General features: G+C 65.1%; 15 protein-coding genes. 8 read left to right on the forward strand and 7 right to left on the reverse strand.

The features are described 5' to 3' along the window. The first annotated feature begins 131 nt into the window (after positions 1-131). A complete protein-coding gene (locus W911_RS00125) occupies positions 132-1,064 on the forward strand; it encodes a sulfite exporter TauE/SafE family protein (protein WP_023785479.1) in 933 nt (310 codons plus the stop codon). Further along, positions 1,061-1,987 (forward strand): TIGR02186 family protein, encoded by a 927-nt coding sequence (locus W911_RS00130; RefSeq protein WP_081717578.1) that lies wholly within the window; start codon positions 1,061-1,063, stop codon positions 1,985-1,987. Before W911_RS00125 ends, W911_RS00130 begins: the two co-directional genes overlap by 4 nt. A 10-nt stretch (positions 1,988-1,997) precedes the next feature. On the opposite strand, the gene pdeM is transcribed toward W911_RS00130, so the two are convergent. Further along, positions 1,998-2,738 carry a ligase-associated DNA damage response endonuclease PdeM gene (gene pdeM, locus W911_RS00135; protein ID WP_023785481.1) on the reverse strand — a complete coding sequence of 247 codons (741 nt, stop codon included), beginning with the start codon at positions 2,736-2,738 and terminating at the stop codon, positions 1,998-2,000. Then, positions 2,735-5,374, reverse strand: coding sequence for a ligase-associated DNA damage response DEXH box helicase (locus W911_RS00140; RefSeq protein ID WP_023785482.1), 2,640 nt, complete (start codon positions 5,372-5,374; stop codon positions 2,735-2,737). The genes pdeM and W911_RS00140 overlap by 4 nt, the downstream gene beginning before the upstream one ends. Positions 5,375-5,455: 81 nt before the next feature. Between W911_RS00140 and W911_RS00145 the strand changes: the two genes are divergently transcribed. Continuing rightward, positions 5,456-5,737 carry a DUF6460 domain-containing protein gene (locus tag W911_RS00145; protein WP_023785483.1) on the forward strand — a complete coding sequence of 94 codons (282 nt, stop codon included), beginning with the start codon at positions 5,456-5,458 and terminating at the stop codon, positions 5,735-5,737. 9 nt (positions 5,738-5,746) lie between these two features. Here the strand turns inward: W911_RS00145 and W911_RS00150 are convergent, their stop codons facing one another. Further along, positions 5,747-6,838, reverse strand: coding sequence for a quinone-dependent dihydroorotate dehydrogenase (locus W911_RS00150; protein WP_023785484.1), 1,092 nt, complete (start codon positions 6,836-6,838; stop codon positions 5,747-5,749). Further along, positions 6,832-7,176: a DUF952 domain-containing protein gene (locus W911_RS00155; RefSeq protein WP_041316762.1), complete on the reverse strand. Its 345-nt coding sequence runs from the start codon at positions 7,174-7,176 to the stop codon at positions 6,832-6,834. The genes W911_RS00150 and W911_RS00155 overlap by 7 nt, the downstream gene beginning before the upstream one ends. A gap of 351 nt (positions 7,177-7,527) precedes the next feature. Between W911_RS00155 and W911_RS00160 the strand changes: the two genes are divergently transcribed. Beyond that, the gene (locus tag W911_RS00160) at positions 7,528-9,138 is read left to right on the forward strand and encodes a DUF262 domain-containing protein (protein ID WP_158412808.1); all 1,611 of its coding nucleotides are present in this window, start codon (positions 7,528-7,530) and stop codon (positions 9,136-9,138) included. Positions 9,139-9,159: 21 nt separating this feature from the next. Here W911_RS00160 and W911_RS00165 read toward each other — a convergent pair whose 3' ends face one another. Further along, a complete protein-coding gene (locus W911_RS00165) occupies positions 9,160-10,836 on the reverse strand; it encodes a lysine--tRNA ligase (RefSeq protein ID WP_023785487.1) in 1,677 nt (558 codons plus the stop codon). Positions 10,837-10,995: 159 nt separating this feature from the next. Then, a complete protein-coding gene (locus tag W911_RS00170; protein WP_023785488.1) occupies positions 10,996-12,804 on the reverse strand; it encodes a hypothetical protein in 1,809 nt (602 codons plus the stop codon). Between the two features lie 765 nt (positions 12,805-13,569). Between W911_RS00170 and W911_RS00175 the strand changes: the two genes are divergently transcribed. Beyond that, complete coding sequence (locus tag W911_RS00175) at positions 13,570-14,448, forward strand: alpha/beta hydrolase (RefSeq protein WP_023785489.1); 879 nt, start codon at positions 13,570-13,572, stop codon at positions 14,446-14,448. A gap of 95 nt (positions 14,449-14,543) precedes the next feature. Here W911_RS00175 and W911_RS00180 read toward each other — a convergent pair whose 3' ends face one another. After that, positions 14,544-15,053: a DUF2147 domain-containing protein gene (locus W911_RS00180; RefSeq protein WP_244438550.1), complete on the reverse strand. Its 510-nt coding sequence runs from the start codon at positions 15,051-15,053 to the stop codon at positions 14,544-14,546. Between the two features lie 426 nt (positions 15,054-15,479). Here W911_RS00180 and W911_RS00185 point away from each other — a divergent pair, with 426 nt between their 5' ends. Genes W911_RS00185 through W911_RS00195 form a run of 3 tightly spaced genes read left to right on the forward strand, consistent with a single transcriptional unit; the run spans position 15,480 to position 18,461 of the window. Next, positions 15,480-16,610, forward strand: coding sequence for an ABC transporter permease (locus W911_RS00185; RefSeq protein ID WP_023785491.1), 1,131 nt, complete (start codon positions 15,480-15,482; stop codon positions 16,608-16,610). Then, positions 16,607-17,362: an ABC transporter ATP-binding protein gene (locus tag W911_RS00190; protein WP_023785492.1), complete on the forward strand. Its 756-nt coding sequence runs from the start codon at positions 16,607-16,609 to the stop codon at positions 17,360-17,362. Before W911_RS00185 ends, W911_RS00190 begins: the two co-directional genes overlap by 4 nt. Then, on the forward strand, positions 17,355-18,461 hold the full coding sequence (locus tag W911_RS00195; protein ID WP_023785493.1) for an HlyD family secretion protein: 1,107 nt from the start codon (positions 17,355-17,357) through the stop codon (positions 18,459-18,461). The genes W911_RS00190 and W911_RS00195 overlap by 8 nt, the downstream gene beginning before the upstream one ends. Positions 18,462-18,532 lie beyond the last annotated feature (71 nt).

The following is an 18,532-nucleotide window of genomic DNA, read 5'->3' on the forward strand; positions in this document are numbered from 1 at the left end:
ACTCAAGGTTCAATACGATGCGGGGGCATGGACGCCCCCGTATGCATTTCATGCGTGCATAGGTCCCAAGGCTTCCCTGCGCCGAAATCGATTTCCCACCCTGCGAGCCCGGTCGAGCACCACTTTCCGTAATGCATATCTATCTGCCGATCGCCGAGATGCCCGCCAACGTGCTGCTGTTCCTGGGCATGGGGTCCGCCGTGGGATTCCTTTCGGGCCTCTTCGGCGTAGGCGGCGGCTTTCTGCTCACGCCGCTGCTGATCTTTTCCGGCATTCCGACGCCGGTCGCCGTCGGCACGGCGGCCGCCCAGATCGTCGCTTCGTCCGTCTCGGGCGCCATCGCGCAGTGGCAGCGCAACAACGTCGACATCAAGATGGGGCTGGTGCTGCTCGCAGGCGGCATCGTGGGCTCCGTCATCGGCGTGCAGATGGTGCGCATCCTGCGGCTTGCGGGACAGTTCGATCTGTTCGTCGCGCTTGCCTACGTCACGTTCCTCGGCGTGATCGGAACGCTGATGCTGATCGAGGCGGCCGGGGCCATCCAGCGCGCGAGAACTCAGCAGCCCCTCTCGCTTGCGCGCAGCTCCGGCCAGCACAACTGGATCCATCGGCTGCCGTTCAAAATGCGGTTCCACCGCTCGAAGCTTTACATCAGCGCCATTCCTCCGCTCGCTATCGGCGCGTTCGTGGGATTTCTCGGCGCTATTATCGGGGCAGGCGGCGGCTTCATCATGGTGCCGGCGATGATCTATCTCCTCCGCATGCCCACGAACGTGGTGATCGGCACCTCGCTGTTCCAGATCGTGTTCGTTGCGGCGCTGACGACGGTGATGCATGCGACCGAGAACTACAGCGTGGACGTTGTGCTTGCGCTCATTCTCATCGTGAGCGGCGTGATCGGCGCGCAGTACGGCGCGGCAGCGGGCGCGCGGCTCAAGGGCGAGCAACTGCGGTTTCTGTTGGCAGCGCTCGTCCTCCTCGTCTGCATCCGCATCGGCTGGGATCTGGTGGCGACGCCGGAAGACCTTTACAGCATCACCACGTCGTTCGGAGGCACGCCATGAGGTGTCTCCGCGTACTCTGCGTGGCCGGCGCGTTGCAGCTCGTTCTCGCGGGTGTGCTTGCGAACGGCGCGTGGCATTTTACGGACGCAGCAACCGCTCAGGTCCTCGCGCGGGGTCACGAAGAGTCGCGCCGCATCGTCCAGCGCAACCCGAAGCCCGCTCCGGATGTCCGACGTGGCGAGCCGCAACCGCTTCCGCGAGAGACCGTGGAAGCCGATGTCTCCAGCCGGGCCATTGCCATCACGTCGGCCTTCACGGGCACGGAGATCGTCGTCTTCGGCTCCGTGCTCAACAGCCGCCAGCCGAGCGCGGAAGCAGGCTATTACGACGTGATCGTCGTGCTGGAGGGCGTGCCGGAGCCGGTCGTCGCGCGGCGGAAATCCAACGTGGCGGGGCTGTGGGTCAACACCGACTCCTTCGATTTCGAGAGCGCGCCGAGTTATTATGCCATCGCGTCGACCCGGCCGATCGAGGAGATCGCGGAGGAAGGGTTTCTCGAAGCGCACGCGATCGGGCTCGACTATGTGCGGCTTTCACCCGCCGCCCGCTCCGCGATCCGGACGGAGCCTGCCGAAGCCAAGAGCTTCAAGGAGGCGGTGGTGCGCCGCCGCGAGCAGGACGGGCTCTATCTCAAGGCCGACTATGCCGTGATCTTCATCGGCAAAAGCTTGTTTCGCGCCTCCATCGCGTTGCCGGCGCATGTTCCCGTGGGGCCGCTGACCGCGCGCGTTTATCTTTTCCGCGAAGGCGAGGTGCTGAGCACATTCCAGCAGCGGGTGCGGCTGGAGCGGGAGGGCCTGGAACTCTGGATCTACTGGTTCGCGATGCGCCACCCGGCGCTCTACGGCCTGTTCACGGTGATGGTCGCGGTGATCGCGGGACTGCTCGCCTCGGCCGCATTCCGGCGCAAGACGGCTGTGTAGGATCGCGCGGTCAGTCTTCTTTCAGAAGACGCGAGGCGATCGGGTAAAGCCCTTCCTGTCCCATCACCAGAACCGAAACACCATCCGAGCCGAAGACCGGCGCAAAGGCGTCGTCGAGCACGTTGAGCCCGCCCGCGTACGTGCCGAAGGCGGGCAGCACGAGCCGATTGCCGTTGCCGACGAAGCAGGGCCGACGGATGACGTGGCCGTGGAACGACACGCGCGCGGCCGGGTGCAAGTGGCCGGCGATTTCATGCGTGACACGGCCTTGCGCCGGCTCGTGGCGGAAGATGAGGCCCGAGACGTTCAGCTCCGGCAGCACATGGCCGCCGAAGCACTCGGGAATGACCGTGTCGTGATTGCCGGTAATCCAGATCCATTCGCGGTCTTCCTGCAGGATCGCGAGCGTCTCGCGATCCTGCGCGCACATACGCCCGTCCGCGCCGTTATCATGGAAGCTGTCGCCGAGGCAGACGACCGTCTCGGCGTTATAGGCATCGAGCGTCGCGGCGAGGCGTTCGAGGGTGGCCGACGTATCGTAGGGCGGCAGCATGAGGCCGCGCGCGGCGAAGGCCGACCCCTTCTCGAAATGCAGATCGGCGACGATCAGTGCGTTCTCGGCCGGCCAATAGAGGGCGCCCGAAACGTCGGCGACGAAGGCGAGGCCGGAGACCGAAAGCGGCTGGCGGCTGAACTCACCGACATCGAGGCGCTCGGGCTTGAGTTCCAGAAGCTGCGTCGCGTTTCTCACGTTTCGTGTGTCCCCGCATTTGCAGTGGCTTCCGCGATCAGTTCCGCGGCCGCGTCTCGCAGAAGATCCTCACGCGTCAGCCGGGCAACCGGCTCGACGCCGATTTCGAGCAGCACCGGCACGGCGAGCGGAGAAACCCGCTCCAGAGCTTGATGCCTGATTCGCCCGCGGATGCGCGCCAGGAATCGGCCGAGACGGGCGATGTCCAACAAGCCGGTGGCCGCATCCTCCCACGCGGCTTCCAGCAGAATATGGCCGGGATCATGGCGGCGGAGCACGTCGTAGATGAGATCGGTGGAGATCGTGACCTGCCGGCCGCTCTTCTCGCGACCCGGAAAGCGCCGTTCCACCAGCCCCGCGATCACGGCGACGGTGCGGAAGGTGCGGCGCATGAGGCTGCTTTCCGCGAGCCAGGCTTCGAGGTCGTCGCCCAGCATATCCTCCGCGAACAGATCCGCGAGATCGAGGCTTCCGTCCGCGATCCGCCCCGTGAGGTCTCCGAGGCCCCAGACGGCGAGGCCGTAATCGTTGGCGACAAAGCCGAGGGGGCGTGCGCTGGCGCGTTCGAGCCGGCGTGTGAGCAACATGCCGAGCGTCTGGTGCGCGAGGCGGCCTTCGAACGGATAGGCGATGAGAAAATGCCGTCCGCGGCGCGGGAAGGTTTCGATCAGCACGTCGTCCACGCCGGGGAGCGCGGAGGCGTCCTGCTGCAAACGCAGCCAGTCCGCGACGGGCGTGGGCAGGTCGGACCACTGCCTGCTGTCGGCCAGCATGGCGCGTACGCGCTTGGCGAGATGGGTCGAGAGCGGAAACTTGCCGCCCGCGTAGCTCGGGATCATGGCGTCGGCGCCGGGGGCGCGCGTGACGTAGGCTTCCGTGTCCGCGAGGCCCTCGAAGCGCAGGATTTCGCCTGCGAACACGAACGTCATACCCGGCGAGAGCTGCTCGACAAAGTACTCCTCCACCTCGCCGAGCACGCGGCCTCCCATGAGCGGGCGCTGCGCATCCGGTCGTCCGGTCTTGCCTGCACGGCGGCGGCCGACGAGGCGCACCTTGATCATCGGCGCTTCGACGATGGTGCCCGCGTTCATGCGGTACTGGCGGACGAGCGAGGGATGCGCGAGGCGCAGGCGGCCGTCGCCGGTGGGGCGGAGCCTCGCAAAACGCTCGTAGGATTTGAGGGCGTAACCGCCGGTGGACACGAACTCCACGACGCGGTCGAAGCGCGCGCGCGTGAGGTTGGCGTAAGGCGTCGCCATGCGCACTTCCTTGTAGAGCGCGTCTGGATGGAAAGGCCCGGCGCACGCGGTGCCGAGCACGTGCTGGGCCAGCACGTCCAGCGCACCGGAGCGTGCAATGACAGCATCCTGCTCACCCGCCTTGGCGGCATCGAGAGCGGCCCGGCACTCCAGCACCTCGAAGCGGTTCGCGGGCACGAGAAGGGCGGCCGAAGGGTCGTCCAGCCGGTGGTTGGCGCGGCCGATGCGCTGCGCCAAGCGCGATGCCCCCTTCGGCGCGCCGACGTTCACGACGAGATCGACGTCACCCCAGTCGATGCCGAGATCGAGCGTGGAGGTGGCCACGACGGCGCGGAGCGATCCGCTCGCCATGGCGGCTTCCACCTTGAGACGCCGTGCCTTGTCGAGCGAGCCGTGATGCAGCGCGATGGGAAGCGCCGCCTCGTTGAGGTTCCAGAGCTCCTGGAACACCATCTCGGCCTGCATCCGCGTGTTGACGAACACGAGCGTGGTGCGGTGGCGCTCGATTGCGCGGTAGATCTCGGCCATCGCGTACCGCGCGGAATGGCCGCCCCACGGCACCGGCTCCTCGATTTCCAGGATTGCAATGGACGGATCCGCGCCACCGGCGGCAACGACGAGATCCGACATCTCGCAGATCCGTTCCGGCGCGGTCTGCGGCCGGAGATAGCTGCGAAGCTCGGACGGATGTGCGACCGTTGCCGAAAGCCCGAGCGTGATGAGGTTCGGCGCCAACGTGTTCAGACGCGCCAGCCCCAGCGCCAAGAGATCGCCGCGCTTCGAGGGCGCGAGCGCGTGCAATTCGTCCAGGATGACAGTGTCGAGGTTGCCGAACACGTAGCCCGCGTCCTCGCTCGACAGCATGAGCGCGACCTGCTCCGGAGTCGTGAGCAAGATATGTGGCGGCTTCACGCGCTGGCGTGCGCGCCGTGCGGTGGACGTATCGCCCGAGCGCGTTTCGATGCGCACGTTGAGGCCCATTTCCGCAACGGGGGCGACGAGGTTGCGGGCGATGTCCTCGGCCAGCGCTTTGAGCGGCGAGATGTAGAGCGTGTGGAGTCCGCTGCCCGCCTCGCCTGCGCGGCGGCGCGGCGTATCCGAAATGGCAATCAGGCTCGGCAGGAAGCCCGCCATGGTCTTGCCCGCGCCGGTCTGGGCGATCAGCAGCGTGGAGCGGCGGGCGCGCGATTGTTCCAAGAGGGCAAGCTGATGGTCGCGCGGACGCCAGCCCCGCCTGCTGAACCAATCCGTGAACGGCGCTGGAAGCGTCGGCGTGGGGCGCGCGGCTGCCCCGGATGTCGCCTTTTTTTGCGCCCGCTGCGGCGGGCTTTTTCCTGCCGCCCGCTTGCCCTTCGCCTTCTCCGATACGCCACCCACGCAAGACGCCCTTCGCTCAGAGGCTCTGCCATGCTAGAGGGTTAGCCCGTCTCGCTCCGTTCGCGCATGGAAGTCAGCCTCATGGATCGTAACACGTTTTTCGGCGGAAACCCGGTCGGGGTCCTGATCCGCCTCGCCTTGATCTCGATCGCCGTCGGCATCGTCCTGAGCGCGCTCGGCATCGACCTCGGCAACTTCTTCGACCGGATCAACCAACTCCTGCGCAACATCTACGACCTCGGGTTCGGCGCGGTCGAATGGCTGCTGCAGTATCTGCTGCTCGGCGCGCTGATCGTCGTGCCGATCTGGCTGATTACGCGCGTCGTGTCCGCAAGCCGCTCGAAGGGTGGGAACGAGAGCTGATCCGCCTCCTCAATCGAGCGGCTTGGCGGCCCATTCGGCGGCGCGGGTTCCGACGAGATCCATAATGGACGATACGCCGCGCTGCTGACATGCCTCCGCGAGACGTGCGGTGATGCGGCCGATGAGGCCGGGACCTTCGTAGATGAGCCCCGTGTAGAGCTGAAGCAGGCTGGCGCCCGCTTCGATCTTGGCGAGCGCGGTCTCGCCGCTGTCGATGCCGCCGATGCCGATCAGCGGGACTTTACCGCCCGTCGCCTGATAAACCCGCGCCAGCATGACGGTCGAACGGTGGAACAGCGGACGCCCGGACAGGCCGCCCGCCTCCGCCGCAGCCCGATCCGCAAGACCGTGGGGCCGCGCGAGCGTCGTGTTGGAGACGGCGATGCCATCCACGCCGTGGCGGACCAGCGCCTCGGTGATGGGCCCGACATCCTCCTCCGCGAGGTCCGGCGCAACTTTTACGACGATGGGGCGGCTCGGGCTACCAGCCGCAACCTTCGCCGCGCGCCCGGCCATGACCCGGCCGAGAAGCTCGTCCAAGGCCGCGGGCGCTTGGAGGTCGCGCAGGCCGGGCGTGTTCGGCGACGAGATGTTGACGGTGAAATAGCTTGCAACATCATAGAACGCCTCGATGCCGGCGACGTAATCGGCAGCGCGATCTGCGCTCTGCTTGTTGGCGCCGATGTTGACGCCGACGATGCCGCGCGCGGGACGTGCCTTCAGGCGTTCGAGCGCCTTGGCGTGTCCGGCGTTGTTGAAGCCGAGGCGGTTGATGACGGCGCGTTCCGAAATCAGCCTGAATACGCGCGGGGACGGGTTGCCGGGCTGGGGTCTCGGCGTGGTCGTGCCGATCTCGGCATATCCGCAGCCGAGCCCGAGCACCGCATCCGGAACCCGCGCATCCTTGTCGAAGCCCGCGGCGACGCCGAGCGGATTGGGAAATGTCAGGCCCCAAAGGGGAACTTCGAGCACGGGATGCCGGACCGACGAAGCGCGCGGATAAATGCCGTGCTCAAGCGCGCGCAGCGTGACCTCGTGCGCGGCCTCGGGCTCCAGCGCGAAGAGCATCGGGCGCGCGAGACCGGCAAGCGCCCTCAACATGCTGCGATATCCTCCGGAATGCGGGGAACGCCGTCCGCGTCCAGCGGCATCGGCCGCGTCCAGAGCGCAAGGCCTGTGGGCAGGGAGCCATAGAGATGCGGGAATAATTGGCCGCCCCGTGACGGCTCCCACTTCAGCGCTTCGCCCAAGGTTTCGTCGTCGAACGCGACGAGTACGAGGCCATCGACGCCCCGAAAATGGCGAGCGGCCGTGCCCACGAGCTGCTCCGCCGTCGAGAAATGGATGAAGCCGTCGCGCACGTCGTCGGGCGAGCCGCAATAGACGCCCTCGCGCGAGGCCGCGTCCCAGTCTTCCCGCCCGACAATCTTGAATATCATCGCGTTGTTTCCGTCCGCCGTCCCGGGGTCGGGACCGCTACTTCCGTTGCAATCCGAACCCGCCTTGACTTTATGTCCGGCCTCCGCCATTCGCGCCAGACGTATTCTGGTGTTCTCCGACGGTCGATGTGGTGTAAAATCCACCGCGCACCAGCGGATGGCGCATATCGTATTCAGAGCTTTGTGCGGGTGGGATGCGGAGGGGCGTTCCCCCACTACGAAAAGGTCACTCGACGGGCGGGCTCACGGACAATGCAACGTTCCACTCGCGTTCTCACAACGCGAGAAGGAGGCCTGCGTCCGAGAGAAAAGGAAGTTAAGGGAAGTTCCCTCGTGCACGATTATATTTCGGTGAGCGTTGTCCCCCTCGGGGACTTATTTTCAGACGCGTATCATTTCAGACTGCCCTATTTTCAGCGGGCCTATGCTTGGCAGACGCCCGAAGTGGGCCGCCTGCTTTCCGACATCGTGGGCGCTATGCGTCGGCACGAAGGGCAACGCCCGTATTTCCTCGGCAAGCTCATGGTGGCGAAAAAGACAGAGGCGCCGGACGCGGCGCTCGTCGACGGCCATCAGCGCGTGATGTCACTCACGCTTCTGTTCGCCGTGCTGCGCGACCTCGAAAGCGACCCGAAACTCCAAGGCCGCCTTCACGGCTTCATCCGGGGCGACGACCTGCGCCTCAGCACGCAGGACGTGATGGCGGCGTTCTGCGAGCGCTACGTGCAGGCACCCGGAGCGACGGCCATCGATCCCGCCGTCGATTTCGAGACGCTCTCCGAAAGCGAGCGCAACATCATCGAAAATCGCAACGCGCTCAGGGCCGAGCTTTCGGGCGGAGATTACACGCCGGAACTTCGGCGCGCGCTCATCGGCTATCTTGCGGAGCGGTGCTGCGTGATCGTCTCGTCCCTCGAAGACGAGGACGAGGCCTGGAGCCTGCTCCGCACCGAAGAAGAAACGCGCGTCGATTTTTCCAAGTCGGATCGGGCCAAGTTCAGCCTGCTCGCCATCGTGCCGCCTCAAGAGCGCGCGGCCTGCCAGACGATCTGGGAAAACTGCGAAGCCGCACTCGGCGCAACCGATATGCACGCGTTGCTCGGACATATCCGTTTGCTCAAGCGGCGGCGCCTCAGCGGCAAGCCGGTCGAGATCGACATTGCCGATACGTTCAAATTCAACGTCGCAGGCGCGGGACACACATTCCTCGACACCGAATTGCGCCCCGCTGCGGAGCGTCTCGCCTCGCTTCGGCAGCCGAGCGACACATCTCCCATACCCAAGCTTGCAGAGCGCTGCCGGTGGATCGATCCGCAGCTCTGGGTTCCCGCTGCGCTTTTGTGGATGGGAAAGGCGCGGGGCCCGGAAGAAACCCTGCTATTCTTCAAGCGGCTCGAACGGCTCGTGTGGATCATGCGGATCGCGGGCTTCGATCCGACGAAGCAGCATACGCGGATCCTTCACCTCATGGGCGAGATCGACCGCGGCGTGACGGTGTCGCACATGACGGAACTCGATGTAACGCCGCGCCTGCGGGACGCGGCGATTTTCAACCTGCGCAGCACCTCGTTCGATGCCAAGCATTACGCGGGGCGCGTCCTGCGGCGGATCAGCATCGCGCTCGGGCAGGACACGGGGCCTGTCGAGCGCAACTCGGTGACCATCGAGCACATTCTGCCGCGCGGGTATGCGCCGAAAAGCGGCTGGCGGACGCATTTCGCCTCGCGCGAGGCCGTGCAGCGCTATACGCACCGCCTCGGCAACCTGACGTTCCTCGCACCCGGAGACAATCAGCAGGCCGACACGCTCGACTGGGCGCAGAAGAAACCCATTCTCGCGCATTCCCGCTTCCTTCTTTCGAAGCACGTGGCGGATGAGCGGGACTGGACGCCGGACCGCATCCTGGCGCGGACGGAAACGTTGATCGGCGTGCTGTTCAAGGATTGGGAGATCAAGCTTTAGATTGCCCGTGCGGGCGTTGCGTTACGCTTGGACCGGATCGGCCGAGACGAGTTCGCCCTTCAGCGCGGCGTCGATCAATGCCCGCGTCTCGTCGATGCCGTAAAGCGCGATGAACGAGCCGAAGCGCGGGCCTTTGCTCTCGCCCAGCAAGATTTCGTAGATGCTGTTGAACCACGCGTTCGAGACGCCGGGCTTTTCCGGCGTCGCGCCCTTGGCATTCAGGTCCTGATAGCGCGGGATCGTGCGGCCGACATCGTAGAGCACGGTTTGCAGATCCTCGGCGGGCGCATCCGCTGGAACTTTCGCGAGCGCTTGCGACAGTGCTTCGAGGGCCCCCCGCTCGACATCGTCGGGTGCGCGGTGGTGCTTCTTCGGCTTCACGAAATCGGCGTAATAGCGCACGGCGTATCCGGCCAACTCGTCGAGCAGCGGATAGGCTTCCGGGCTCGCGCCTGGAATGTGGCGGCGGATAAAGCCCCACAGCACGGCCTTGTCGTCCGCATTCGACGCCGCGACGAGATTGAGAAGCAGCGCAAACGTGACGCCGGCCGGCACCGTGTGCGACGGCGGATTGCCGTTGTGGATGTGCCAAACCGCATTATCGAGCCGCGCCTTGCCCTCCTGGCGCGGATAGGCTGCGAGCAGTTGCAGGTATTCGTCGACCGCGCGCGGAATGACGTCGAAGTAGAGCCTCTTCGCCGTGCGCGGCTTCTGGAACATGAAGAGCGCGAGGCTTTCGGGCGAAGCGTAGGTCAGCCATTCGTCGATGGTGAGACCGTTGCCCTTCGACTTCGAAATCTTCTCGCCCTTGTCGTCGAGAAACAGCTCGTAGACGTAATGCTCGGGCGCGGTGCCGCCGAGGATCTTGCAGATCTTGTCGTAGATCGGCGCGTTGGTCTGGTGATCCTTGCCGAACATTTCGAAATCGACGCCGAGGGCGGCCCAGCGCATGCCGAAATCCGGCTTCCATTGCAGCTTTACGTTTCCGCCCGTGACCGGCACCGTGATGTCGCGGCCGTCCTCGTCCGCAAACGTCACCGTCCCCGCCTTGGCGTCGACGGTCTTCATCGGCACGTAGAGCACGCGGCCGGATATGGGCGAAATCGGAAGGAAGGGGCTGTAGGTCTCGCGGCGCTCGGCGCCCAGCGTCGGCAGCATGACGGCCATGATGTCGTCATAGCGCTCGGCCGCACGCAACAGCACCTCATCGAAGCGGCCCGCCTTGTAGTATTCGGTGGCGCTCGCGAATTCGTAGTCGAAGCCGAACGTATCGAGGAAGCGGCGGAGCATGGCGTTGTTGTGATCGCCGAAGCTCTTGTAATCACCGCCGAAGGGGTTCGGCACGGACGTGAGCGGGAGCTGGAGGTAGGGTTCCAGCGCAGCGCGGTCCGGCACATTGTCCGGCACCTTGCGCATGCCGTCCATATCGTCGGAGAAGCAGAGGAGCCGCGTTGCGATCTTGCCTCCGGTCAGGATCGTGAAGGCGTGGCGGACCATGGTCGTGCGGGCAACCTCGCCGAAGGTGCCGATGTGCGGCAAGCCGGACGGCCCGTATCCCGTTTCGAACAGAACCGTCTTGTCCTTGCCGCCCTTGATCCTGTCGAGACGCGCAATGAGCCGGCGCGCTTCTTCGAAGGGCCAGGCCTTAGCGTCGCCTAGCACTTCGGCGAGGGCGGGATCGAGCGTCGGTTCGGACATAGGTGGTGGCTTTCGGCGTTGGTGGAACTTTCCATTTATGGAAGCAATCCTTTCCATAAACGGAATGCGAGGGCGCAACCTATGAGGCCGGGTGAGGCCCGTCAATTGCGGGGCCCAAGGGTGCCGCAGACGGAGAGAACGGCACGGCAATCCGTCCGCTTACGCCGTCGTCTGGGCCGGGGCCGCTTTGCGCCGAGGGCGGAACAGGCGGCGCAGCATCAAAAGCAGCACGAGCACCGCAAACCCGAGGCCGACCACAGGCAGCGGGTGCTTCTCCCACAGCAGGATGGGCGAGACTTGCCCCTCCCACGCGGCTTCTGCATCGGCAAGGATGGCTTTTGGTCCGCCGCTCCCCTCGCGCAGCATCATATCGACGGCTCGCGCCTGATCGCGGCTCGTAATCAGGCCATCGCGGACACGGGACGACGCGAGCCGCTGCATCTTGCCTGGCGTTGCGGCCACGGCTTTCAGGATGCGGTCGCGCGGCTCCGGATCGAGCCCCACGAGATAGCGCGAGAGCGTATCGAGCTCGGCTTCCGAGAAGCCGCGCGCAAGCCGTCTCAGGTCCGCCGCCGGGAGGCCGAACAAACGCTCGCGCGCTGCGGGTTCAAGCGCCGCAAGGCGGCCGATCGCCATCGGATCGTTAAGCGCCAGAAGCTGCGTGAGCGTGGCGCGCGTGAAGCCCGCATGATCGGCGCGTTTGTAAACGCCGTGCTCGATCACTGCGGGAAGCCGGTCGCCCGCAAGCTGAGACCAACCGAGCGCCGCATCGATGGAACGGGTTTCGCGCGCAATCGTCATCGCGGGCTCAAGCAGGAAGCGGACAGCCTCGTTCAAAGAGCCGTCTCCCAGGCGGCGCAGCACGCCCGGCTCTCCGCCGGACGCCAGGACAAGCGCCATCACCTCGTCGAGGCGGGCGAGTTGCGCGGGCTGCACGGTATCGAGAAAAGCGCGGAAATCCTCATTGCGCGCGGCCAAATCCAGCGCCTGGCGATGGGCGTTGCGGAAGCTCTGCCAGATCTCGATCACGCGATCCGCCGATTTGGAAGCGATCTCGGGCAGATGTTTCGTCATCTGCTCGTCGAACGTCTTGGCCAGTTCCTCCTTGACCATGTTCTTCGTCGTTTCCGACTTCATCTCTTCCGAGATGATCGGAAGCACGCCTTTGCGCAGCTCCCAGATGTCCTTGGCGATCAGCACCACGCCGACGCCGCCCGCCGCGACCGACACGAGGCGGGCGAGGATGGAGCCCGCGAGCCGCTGGCCGATGCGCGCCGTCAGGTTGGCAAGCTGACGGCGCATGAGCACGAGGGCCGCACCTGCAATGCCCTCTCCCGATTGCTGGATGACTGCGCCAGACGAGACCGTCGCGCGACCCGCAACGGAATCCAGCCCGAAATCGCGCTCCACGTCGCGCGAGACGACACCCGCAACCGTCGTGCCGTAGCGCTGGCCAAGGAACGCCCGCATGCATTCGACCGCGGGGCTCGCTGCGTCCTGCAACGCACTTTCGAGCGCGCGGCCGACCTCCTGGCCCACGCCGGTCGCGAGACTTTCGACGGCCACCCGCATCGGCTCCGACTGATAAACGCGCTCGGCGACCTCGGCCGCCATCTTCTGCGCCTTCTCGGTGTCGATCAGCGATTGCGCGAGGCCTGCCCAGCTCGTTTCGCTGCGCACTTCCTCGATTGCGAGATCGACGCGCTTGACGAGCAGATCGTCCATGCCGGCGCGGCGCCATTCCCGGTCTACCGTCGCCCGGTAATCGACCGTCCTGACGCCAGCTTGCAGGGCTTTCAGCGACAGGGCTTCGATGGCTTTGCGGAAGCCTGCCTCGTCGGCGGACTGGCAGGCCTCATAGTCGGCCCGTGTCATGGGAGGGGCGGCGGCAAGCGCGGATTGGAGAAACGGCGCAGAAATCGCAGCGACGAGCAACGCCGAGACAGCGGGGCGCAGGACACTCAGCAACGGTCGTCAACTCCAGTGGCCCCGGACTCCTTGCGCGGAGAAGCGATGGCGCCGATCCGAAATTTACTATACGCGCGACGCGCCCTGTGGCCAGTGACTTTTCGGACATCTCGGTGGAATGGGTCCCGGATTTCGTCCCATCGTTCCCGGTGTGCTATTCCACGCCCGAGCGGGGGATGCGACAATCTGGCCACGGCGGGAATAATCGCGAACTCATCCTCGGGCTATCGCCCGGAACGATCATAGGCTTCTCGCTTTCGCCGCCTCCGTTCACCGATGTCCCACCGTGGTTTCGACACAGCACACGTCACATTTCCGCCGCACCAACCCTCGACACCGAGCGCCGACCGATGGGCAAAACCGGCCTGCGGGGTGCCTCAGGGCGCGCTCTGTTTACCTTGCGACCGATGGCCTCATAGGCAAGGACGACGCGAGAGTTGCAGGTAAGGGCCTTGAGGACGGCAGTGCGGACGAGCCCTTCTCATTGTCGCGGCACCGAGGGTGTCGAGCGACGGATTCACGGGCATCAAGCTCCGGCCGTGCAGCGGGGCATTCCGGCTGCCGAGACGATTGCGATCCTCGCCCTCACGGGGTGCGCCATGCGTTTTGCGGGCCGGTACGACGCCAAAAAATAACGACGCGGAGAGGCAACCAAGGACGCAACGATCCTGAGACCTTGTGAGAGGACGCCTTTTGAACACTTGGCATTTCCTTCTCAATCGGGTTTATTCTTCTTGGCGCGTAACAGCGAGTTAACCTAACAGCATGAGCAAGAACGAAAAAATCAACGCCTACCGTGGCAGTCTCGTCATTCCCGGTGGCAAAGTTGGCGTGCTTTTGGTGCATAGCCTTGGCGGCAACCCCATCGAGTTGAGGTTCGTTGCTCAAGGTCTCGCGCGACAGGGTTACACGGTTTACTGCCCGCTCGTACCGGGCCTCGGTGGCGGCACCGATCCCTCCGGCCTGTCGTCCTGGCGCGATTGGTATCAGGCGATCGAAGAAGCGCACGACGAACTCAAAGCCCATTGCGACGTCGTCATCGTGGGCGGCCTCTCTGCAGGTTCGATGCTTGCGCTCCGGCTCGCGCGCGAACGCGCCAACGACGTTCACGGCCTCATCCTTTTCGCGCCGACGATGAAGCCGAACGGCTGGGCCATTCCGCTGACCTTCAACTTGTTCCGGCTCGTTTATCACAAGTGGGTCGCATCTTTGATGCGCTTCAAGCAGCGCGCGCCCTTCGGCATCAAGGACGAGCGCATTCGCAATTTCGTCATCGACTCCTTCAAGAGCGAAGGACGGTCGATGGAGGATCTCTTCAGCCGCGGCGGCGGGCTGGTTTGGGAGTTCACGCGGCTTGCGCGCGATGTTAAGCGCCGGCTCGGCGAAATCTCGCAGCAGGCCGTTATCTTCCATCCGCGTCGCGACGATCAGAGCGACATCTCGAACGCCTTCCAACTCCAGCGCAAGCTGGGCGGGCTCGTGGACGTCACCGTCCTGGACGACAGCTATCACATGGTCACGCTCGACCGGCAGCGCTCGGTCGTCGTCGACCGCACGGTGGATTTCGTCCAGCGCCTCACGCAACGCCTCGAAGAGAAGGCCGCCGTTTCGCGTTTCCTCAAGGGGAACGGCGTCGCCGAGTAGCGCCCATCGTTCGCTTTCATGCCGACGATATTGAAAAGGCCGGGCGAATGCCCGGCCTTTTTCGTTGTTCTTCCGCAATGGCTCTGGGGTCAGCGTCAGGCTGGCGGTAGGCCATCACAAGGCTGCACCTCTGGGCCGGCCCGGCGCCAATTGAACGACTTGCCCATCATCTTCACGCCGAGATAGCCGGTGACGACGAGCTGATCGGGCGAGGCGAGTTGCAACGCGACGCTGTAGGACTTGCCGGCCTTTGGATCGTAGATCCAGCCGCCGTCGAACGTGCCGTCTCTCATCAGACCCAGGTTGCCGATGACGGGCAGGCCGCAGATCGGGCGGTTCTGAAGGTCCGGTTTCGGGTTGTAGCGATCGTGCTTAGGCGTGCCCTCTGCCGTCAGCGGATCCTTGAGCCACGCAATGCGGCCGCACAGGCGATTAGGGTCGTCGTTACAGATGTAAATCTCGACGGCACCGTCTCCGGAGTCATCGTACCAGAGGCCGAGTTCCGGACGAGCATGGCTCGCGGTGGACACGGCAACCAAACCAACGACGGCTGCCGGGAGGAGCCGCGCTGCAAAGCCCATAAGGGCAAACGTTCTTTCGATCATGAAGGAACCCGATAATTCGGCCGTGACCGCGTCACAGCCTAGTTTCGTGCTGTTTTTCAACGCACCCTGCGCCGCGGGTCTGGCCGCGGTGTCTCATCGTCGCAGGATCTCGACTCTGCAACCAAAAACGGCGAAAACACGGAACGTAACGTTATCAGTACGTTATTAGCCATGCTCCGAAGGACATCAAGAGGCAAGGCTTAGACTTACCATCTTTCTGCCCCGGCACTTTGATTTGAATGCCACCGCGCTAGAAGGGTAGTGTGAGCCTGGACCATAACCTATATTCCGGCTCACGAAGACGACCTCGATCAGAGCTTGGAAGCCGGGCGCACGGACGGGCCTCAACAGAGCCCGATGCGCCCAGCGGGCCTGACCCGACATTTCAAGTCCCCGTATCCGTCAACCCGATCGGTTGCTGAGAAGATGATCCTCACGCTCGCGTTCCGTAATCTCTTCCATGACCGAATCCGGCTTGCCGTCACGCTGGTCGGCATCCTGTTTTCCATCGTGCTCGTTGCGATCCAGCTTGGCATGTATCTCGGCTCCAGCCGCATGATTACCGACATGATCGAGCGCTCCAACGGCGAACTCTGGATCACCGCGTTCGACGCCAAGAGCTTCGAGGAGGGCGGCATTCTTCTCACCTCGCGAGAACGCCACCAGGCTCTCGCCACACCGGGCGTTCAGGCCGTGGTCCCGCTCGTCGTCTCGTTCGCGGAATGGCGGAAGGCGGAGGGCGGCTCGACCCGCGTCGTCGTGGTCGGTACGGATGCGGAAGACGGCGGGCTCGCGCCATGGTCGCTCGTCGACGGCACGTGGCAGGACATCAAGTCGCCGGACGCGGTCTCCGCCGACGACACCTACTTCCGCGAGCTCGGCATCGACGGCATCGGCGATACGGCCCAGATCGGCACCGGCCGCGTGAAGGTGAAGGCGCTGACGCATCGCATCCGCTCGTTCACCCAGTCTCCCTACGTGTTCACGCCGTTGCAGCGCGCGCGCAACCTGCTCGGCGTCGACGGCGACAGGGCCTCGTTTTACCTCGTGCAGCTTGTGCCGGGCACGGATGTGGAAGTCGTTCGCCAGGAGCTTCTGAAGCGGCTCGACGGCGCGGAGGTGCTGACCAAGGAAGAGTTCCACGAACGGAGCCTCAGCCAGTGGCTGTTCCGCACCGGCGCCGGTCTCGCGCTCATCGGCGGCGCGCTGCTCGGCATCCTCGTCGGCACGGTGATCGTGGCGCAGACGCTCTATTCGAGCACGAAGGATCACCTCAACGAGTTCGCGACGCTGCGCGCGCTCGGCTCGTCGTCGGGATACATCTACAAGGTCATTCTCGCGCAGGCCGGGCTTTCGGCCGTGATCGGCTACGTGCTCGGAATACTCATCTCTCTCGGCATTCTCTACATCAGCCGCAATACGCCGCTGCCCCTCGTCATGACGCCGGGGCTCGCGGTGGCGCTGCTCGGCCTCACGCTCTTCATGTCGGGCGTGTCCGCGATCTCGGCGATCATGAAAGTCACCCGCATCGATCCAGCCACGGTGTTCAGCAGATGACGAAAAACACGCCCGTCCTCGAATGCGAAAACGTGGTCAAGGAACTCGGCAAGGGGGCCGGCAAGGTCGTGGCCCTCAAGGGCGTCAACCTTGCGCTCGCCAAGGGCGAACTCACGTTGCTGATGGGCCCTTCGGGCAGCGGGAAGACGACGCTGCTCTCGATCCTCGGCTGCATTCTCACTCCCACATCCGGCATCGTGCGGGTGGCGGGCGAGTCGACGGAGGGCAAGACGGCGGAAGAACTCGCGAACCTGCGCCGCAAGCACATCGGCTTCATCTTCCAGTCGTACAACCTGTTCCCGACGCTGTCGGCGTTCGAGAACGTCCGCATCGCGCTCGATGTGATCGGGCAGAAGGGCTATCCGGCCGCGCGACGTGCCGAGGAAGTGCTGCGCGACGTCGGGTTGGGGCATCGACTTCGGAATTTCCCGTCCAACCTGTCGGGTGGTGAGCAGCAGCGCGTGGCGGTTGCCCGCGCGATTGCCGCTCAGCCCTCCGTCGTGCTCGCGGACGAGCCGACGGCGGCGCTCGACAGCGAGAACGGGCATGCGGTCATGGCGCTGCTCGCGCGCGTCGCCAAGGAGCAGGATCGCTGCGTGCTGGCCGTGACACACGATCCCAGAACACTCGGATATGCCGACCGCGTCGTGCGTATCGAGGACGGACTCATCGTCGGAGAGGAGCGCAGGCCGCAGGGCCTCGACGCGCCCGAGATCACCGACCTGACAAAGAGGCGAAAAGCAAATGCGTAAGCTCGACCCCACCTTTTACACCGTGGCTATCGCCGCGGTGCTTGCCATCGCGGCAAGCGTGCTGCTGAACCAGCTCGTCGGCAGTACGCCCGGCTCGCACGCCCAGAAGATGACGGGCGGTTCCGCACACGCGGCCAACACGTCCACGCTCCGGCCCGTGTGGGCGGCTTCGGCCACCGGGCGTGTCGAGCCTTCCGGGGGCGAAGTCCGGATCGCGGCCGAAATTCCGGCCCGGATCGTCGAGGTCATCGCCACCACGAACGACCGCGTGAGCGGTGGCGACCTGCTCGTCCGCCTCGACAGCAGCGATCTCATGCAGAAGCTGATCGCGGCAGAGGCGGAGGCAGAAGTTCGCGTGCGCGAGCGTGACGAGGACGTCGAGGAAGCCGCTGCGACGGGCCCCGCCCTCGACCGGCGGAAGGCCGAGGACGCGCTTTACGCTTCCGAACGGGCCAGCTTCCGCGCGCTGATGGCGGCGGACGACGTGTATCGCCAGCACCGGGCCGACGAAGCAGATGCGGACGCACTGACCAAGGCCCGCGAAGCGCTCGCCGAAGCCGAGCAGAAGGAAGCCGACGACCGCGCCGCGCTCGAAAAGCTCGCTGAGAACGCGAACATGCCGCTACCAACCCGACTCGAATCCTCGCTCACGATTGCGCGGACCGAGGTCGCCCAGGTGGTGCACGCCATCGAAAAGACGCGCGTGCGCGCGCCGCAGGACGGAGCTGTTCTCAACGTGTGGGCGAAGGTCGGCGAGATGGCCGCGCCGTCTCCCGATGCGGCATTGCTGTTGTTCGGCGACATCTCCAGCCTTCGCGTCCGCGCGGAGGTCGAAGAACGCGACGTGACGCGCATCCGCATCGGCCAGCGCGTCGTGGTCCGCGCCGACGCATTCCCGGACCAGGAGTTCGAGGGTGTCGTCACGCAAATCGCGCCGGCGCTCGGCGCGCCCCGGATCACGTCGCGCGGTCCGCGCCGTCCGACGGACGTGGAAGTTCTCGAAGTACTGATCGGGCTCGACGGAACGCCGCCGCTGCTCACCGGCATGCGCGTCGACGCGTTCTTCCGGCACGAGGCTGCCGCCGCGGCGACGCAGTAGCGCTGAGATAAAAATCTCGAAACAAAAAGCGCGAGGGATCGACTCCCTCGCGCTTTTTTTATTGCGGCACC

Origin of the sequence: Hyphomicrobium nitrativorans NL23, assembly GCF_000503895.1 — a bacterium.
Taxonomy (GTDB): Bacteria; Pseudomonadota; Alphaproteobacteria; order Rhizobiales; family Hyphomicrobiaceae; genus Hyphomicrobium_C; species Hyphomicrobium_C nitrativorans.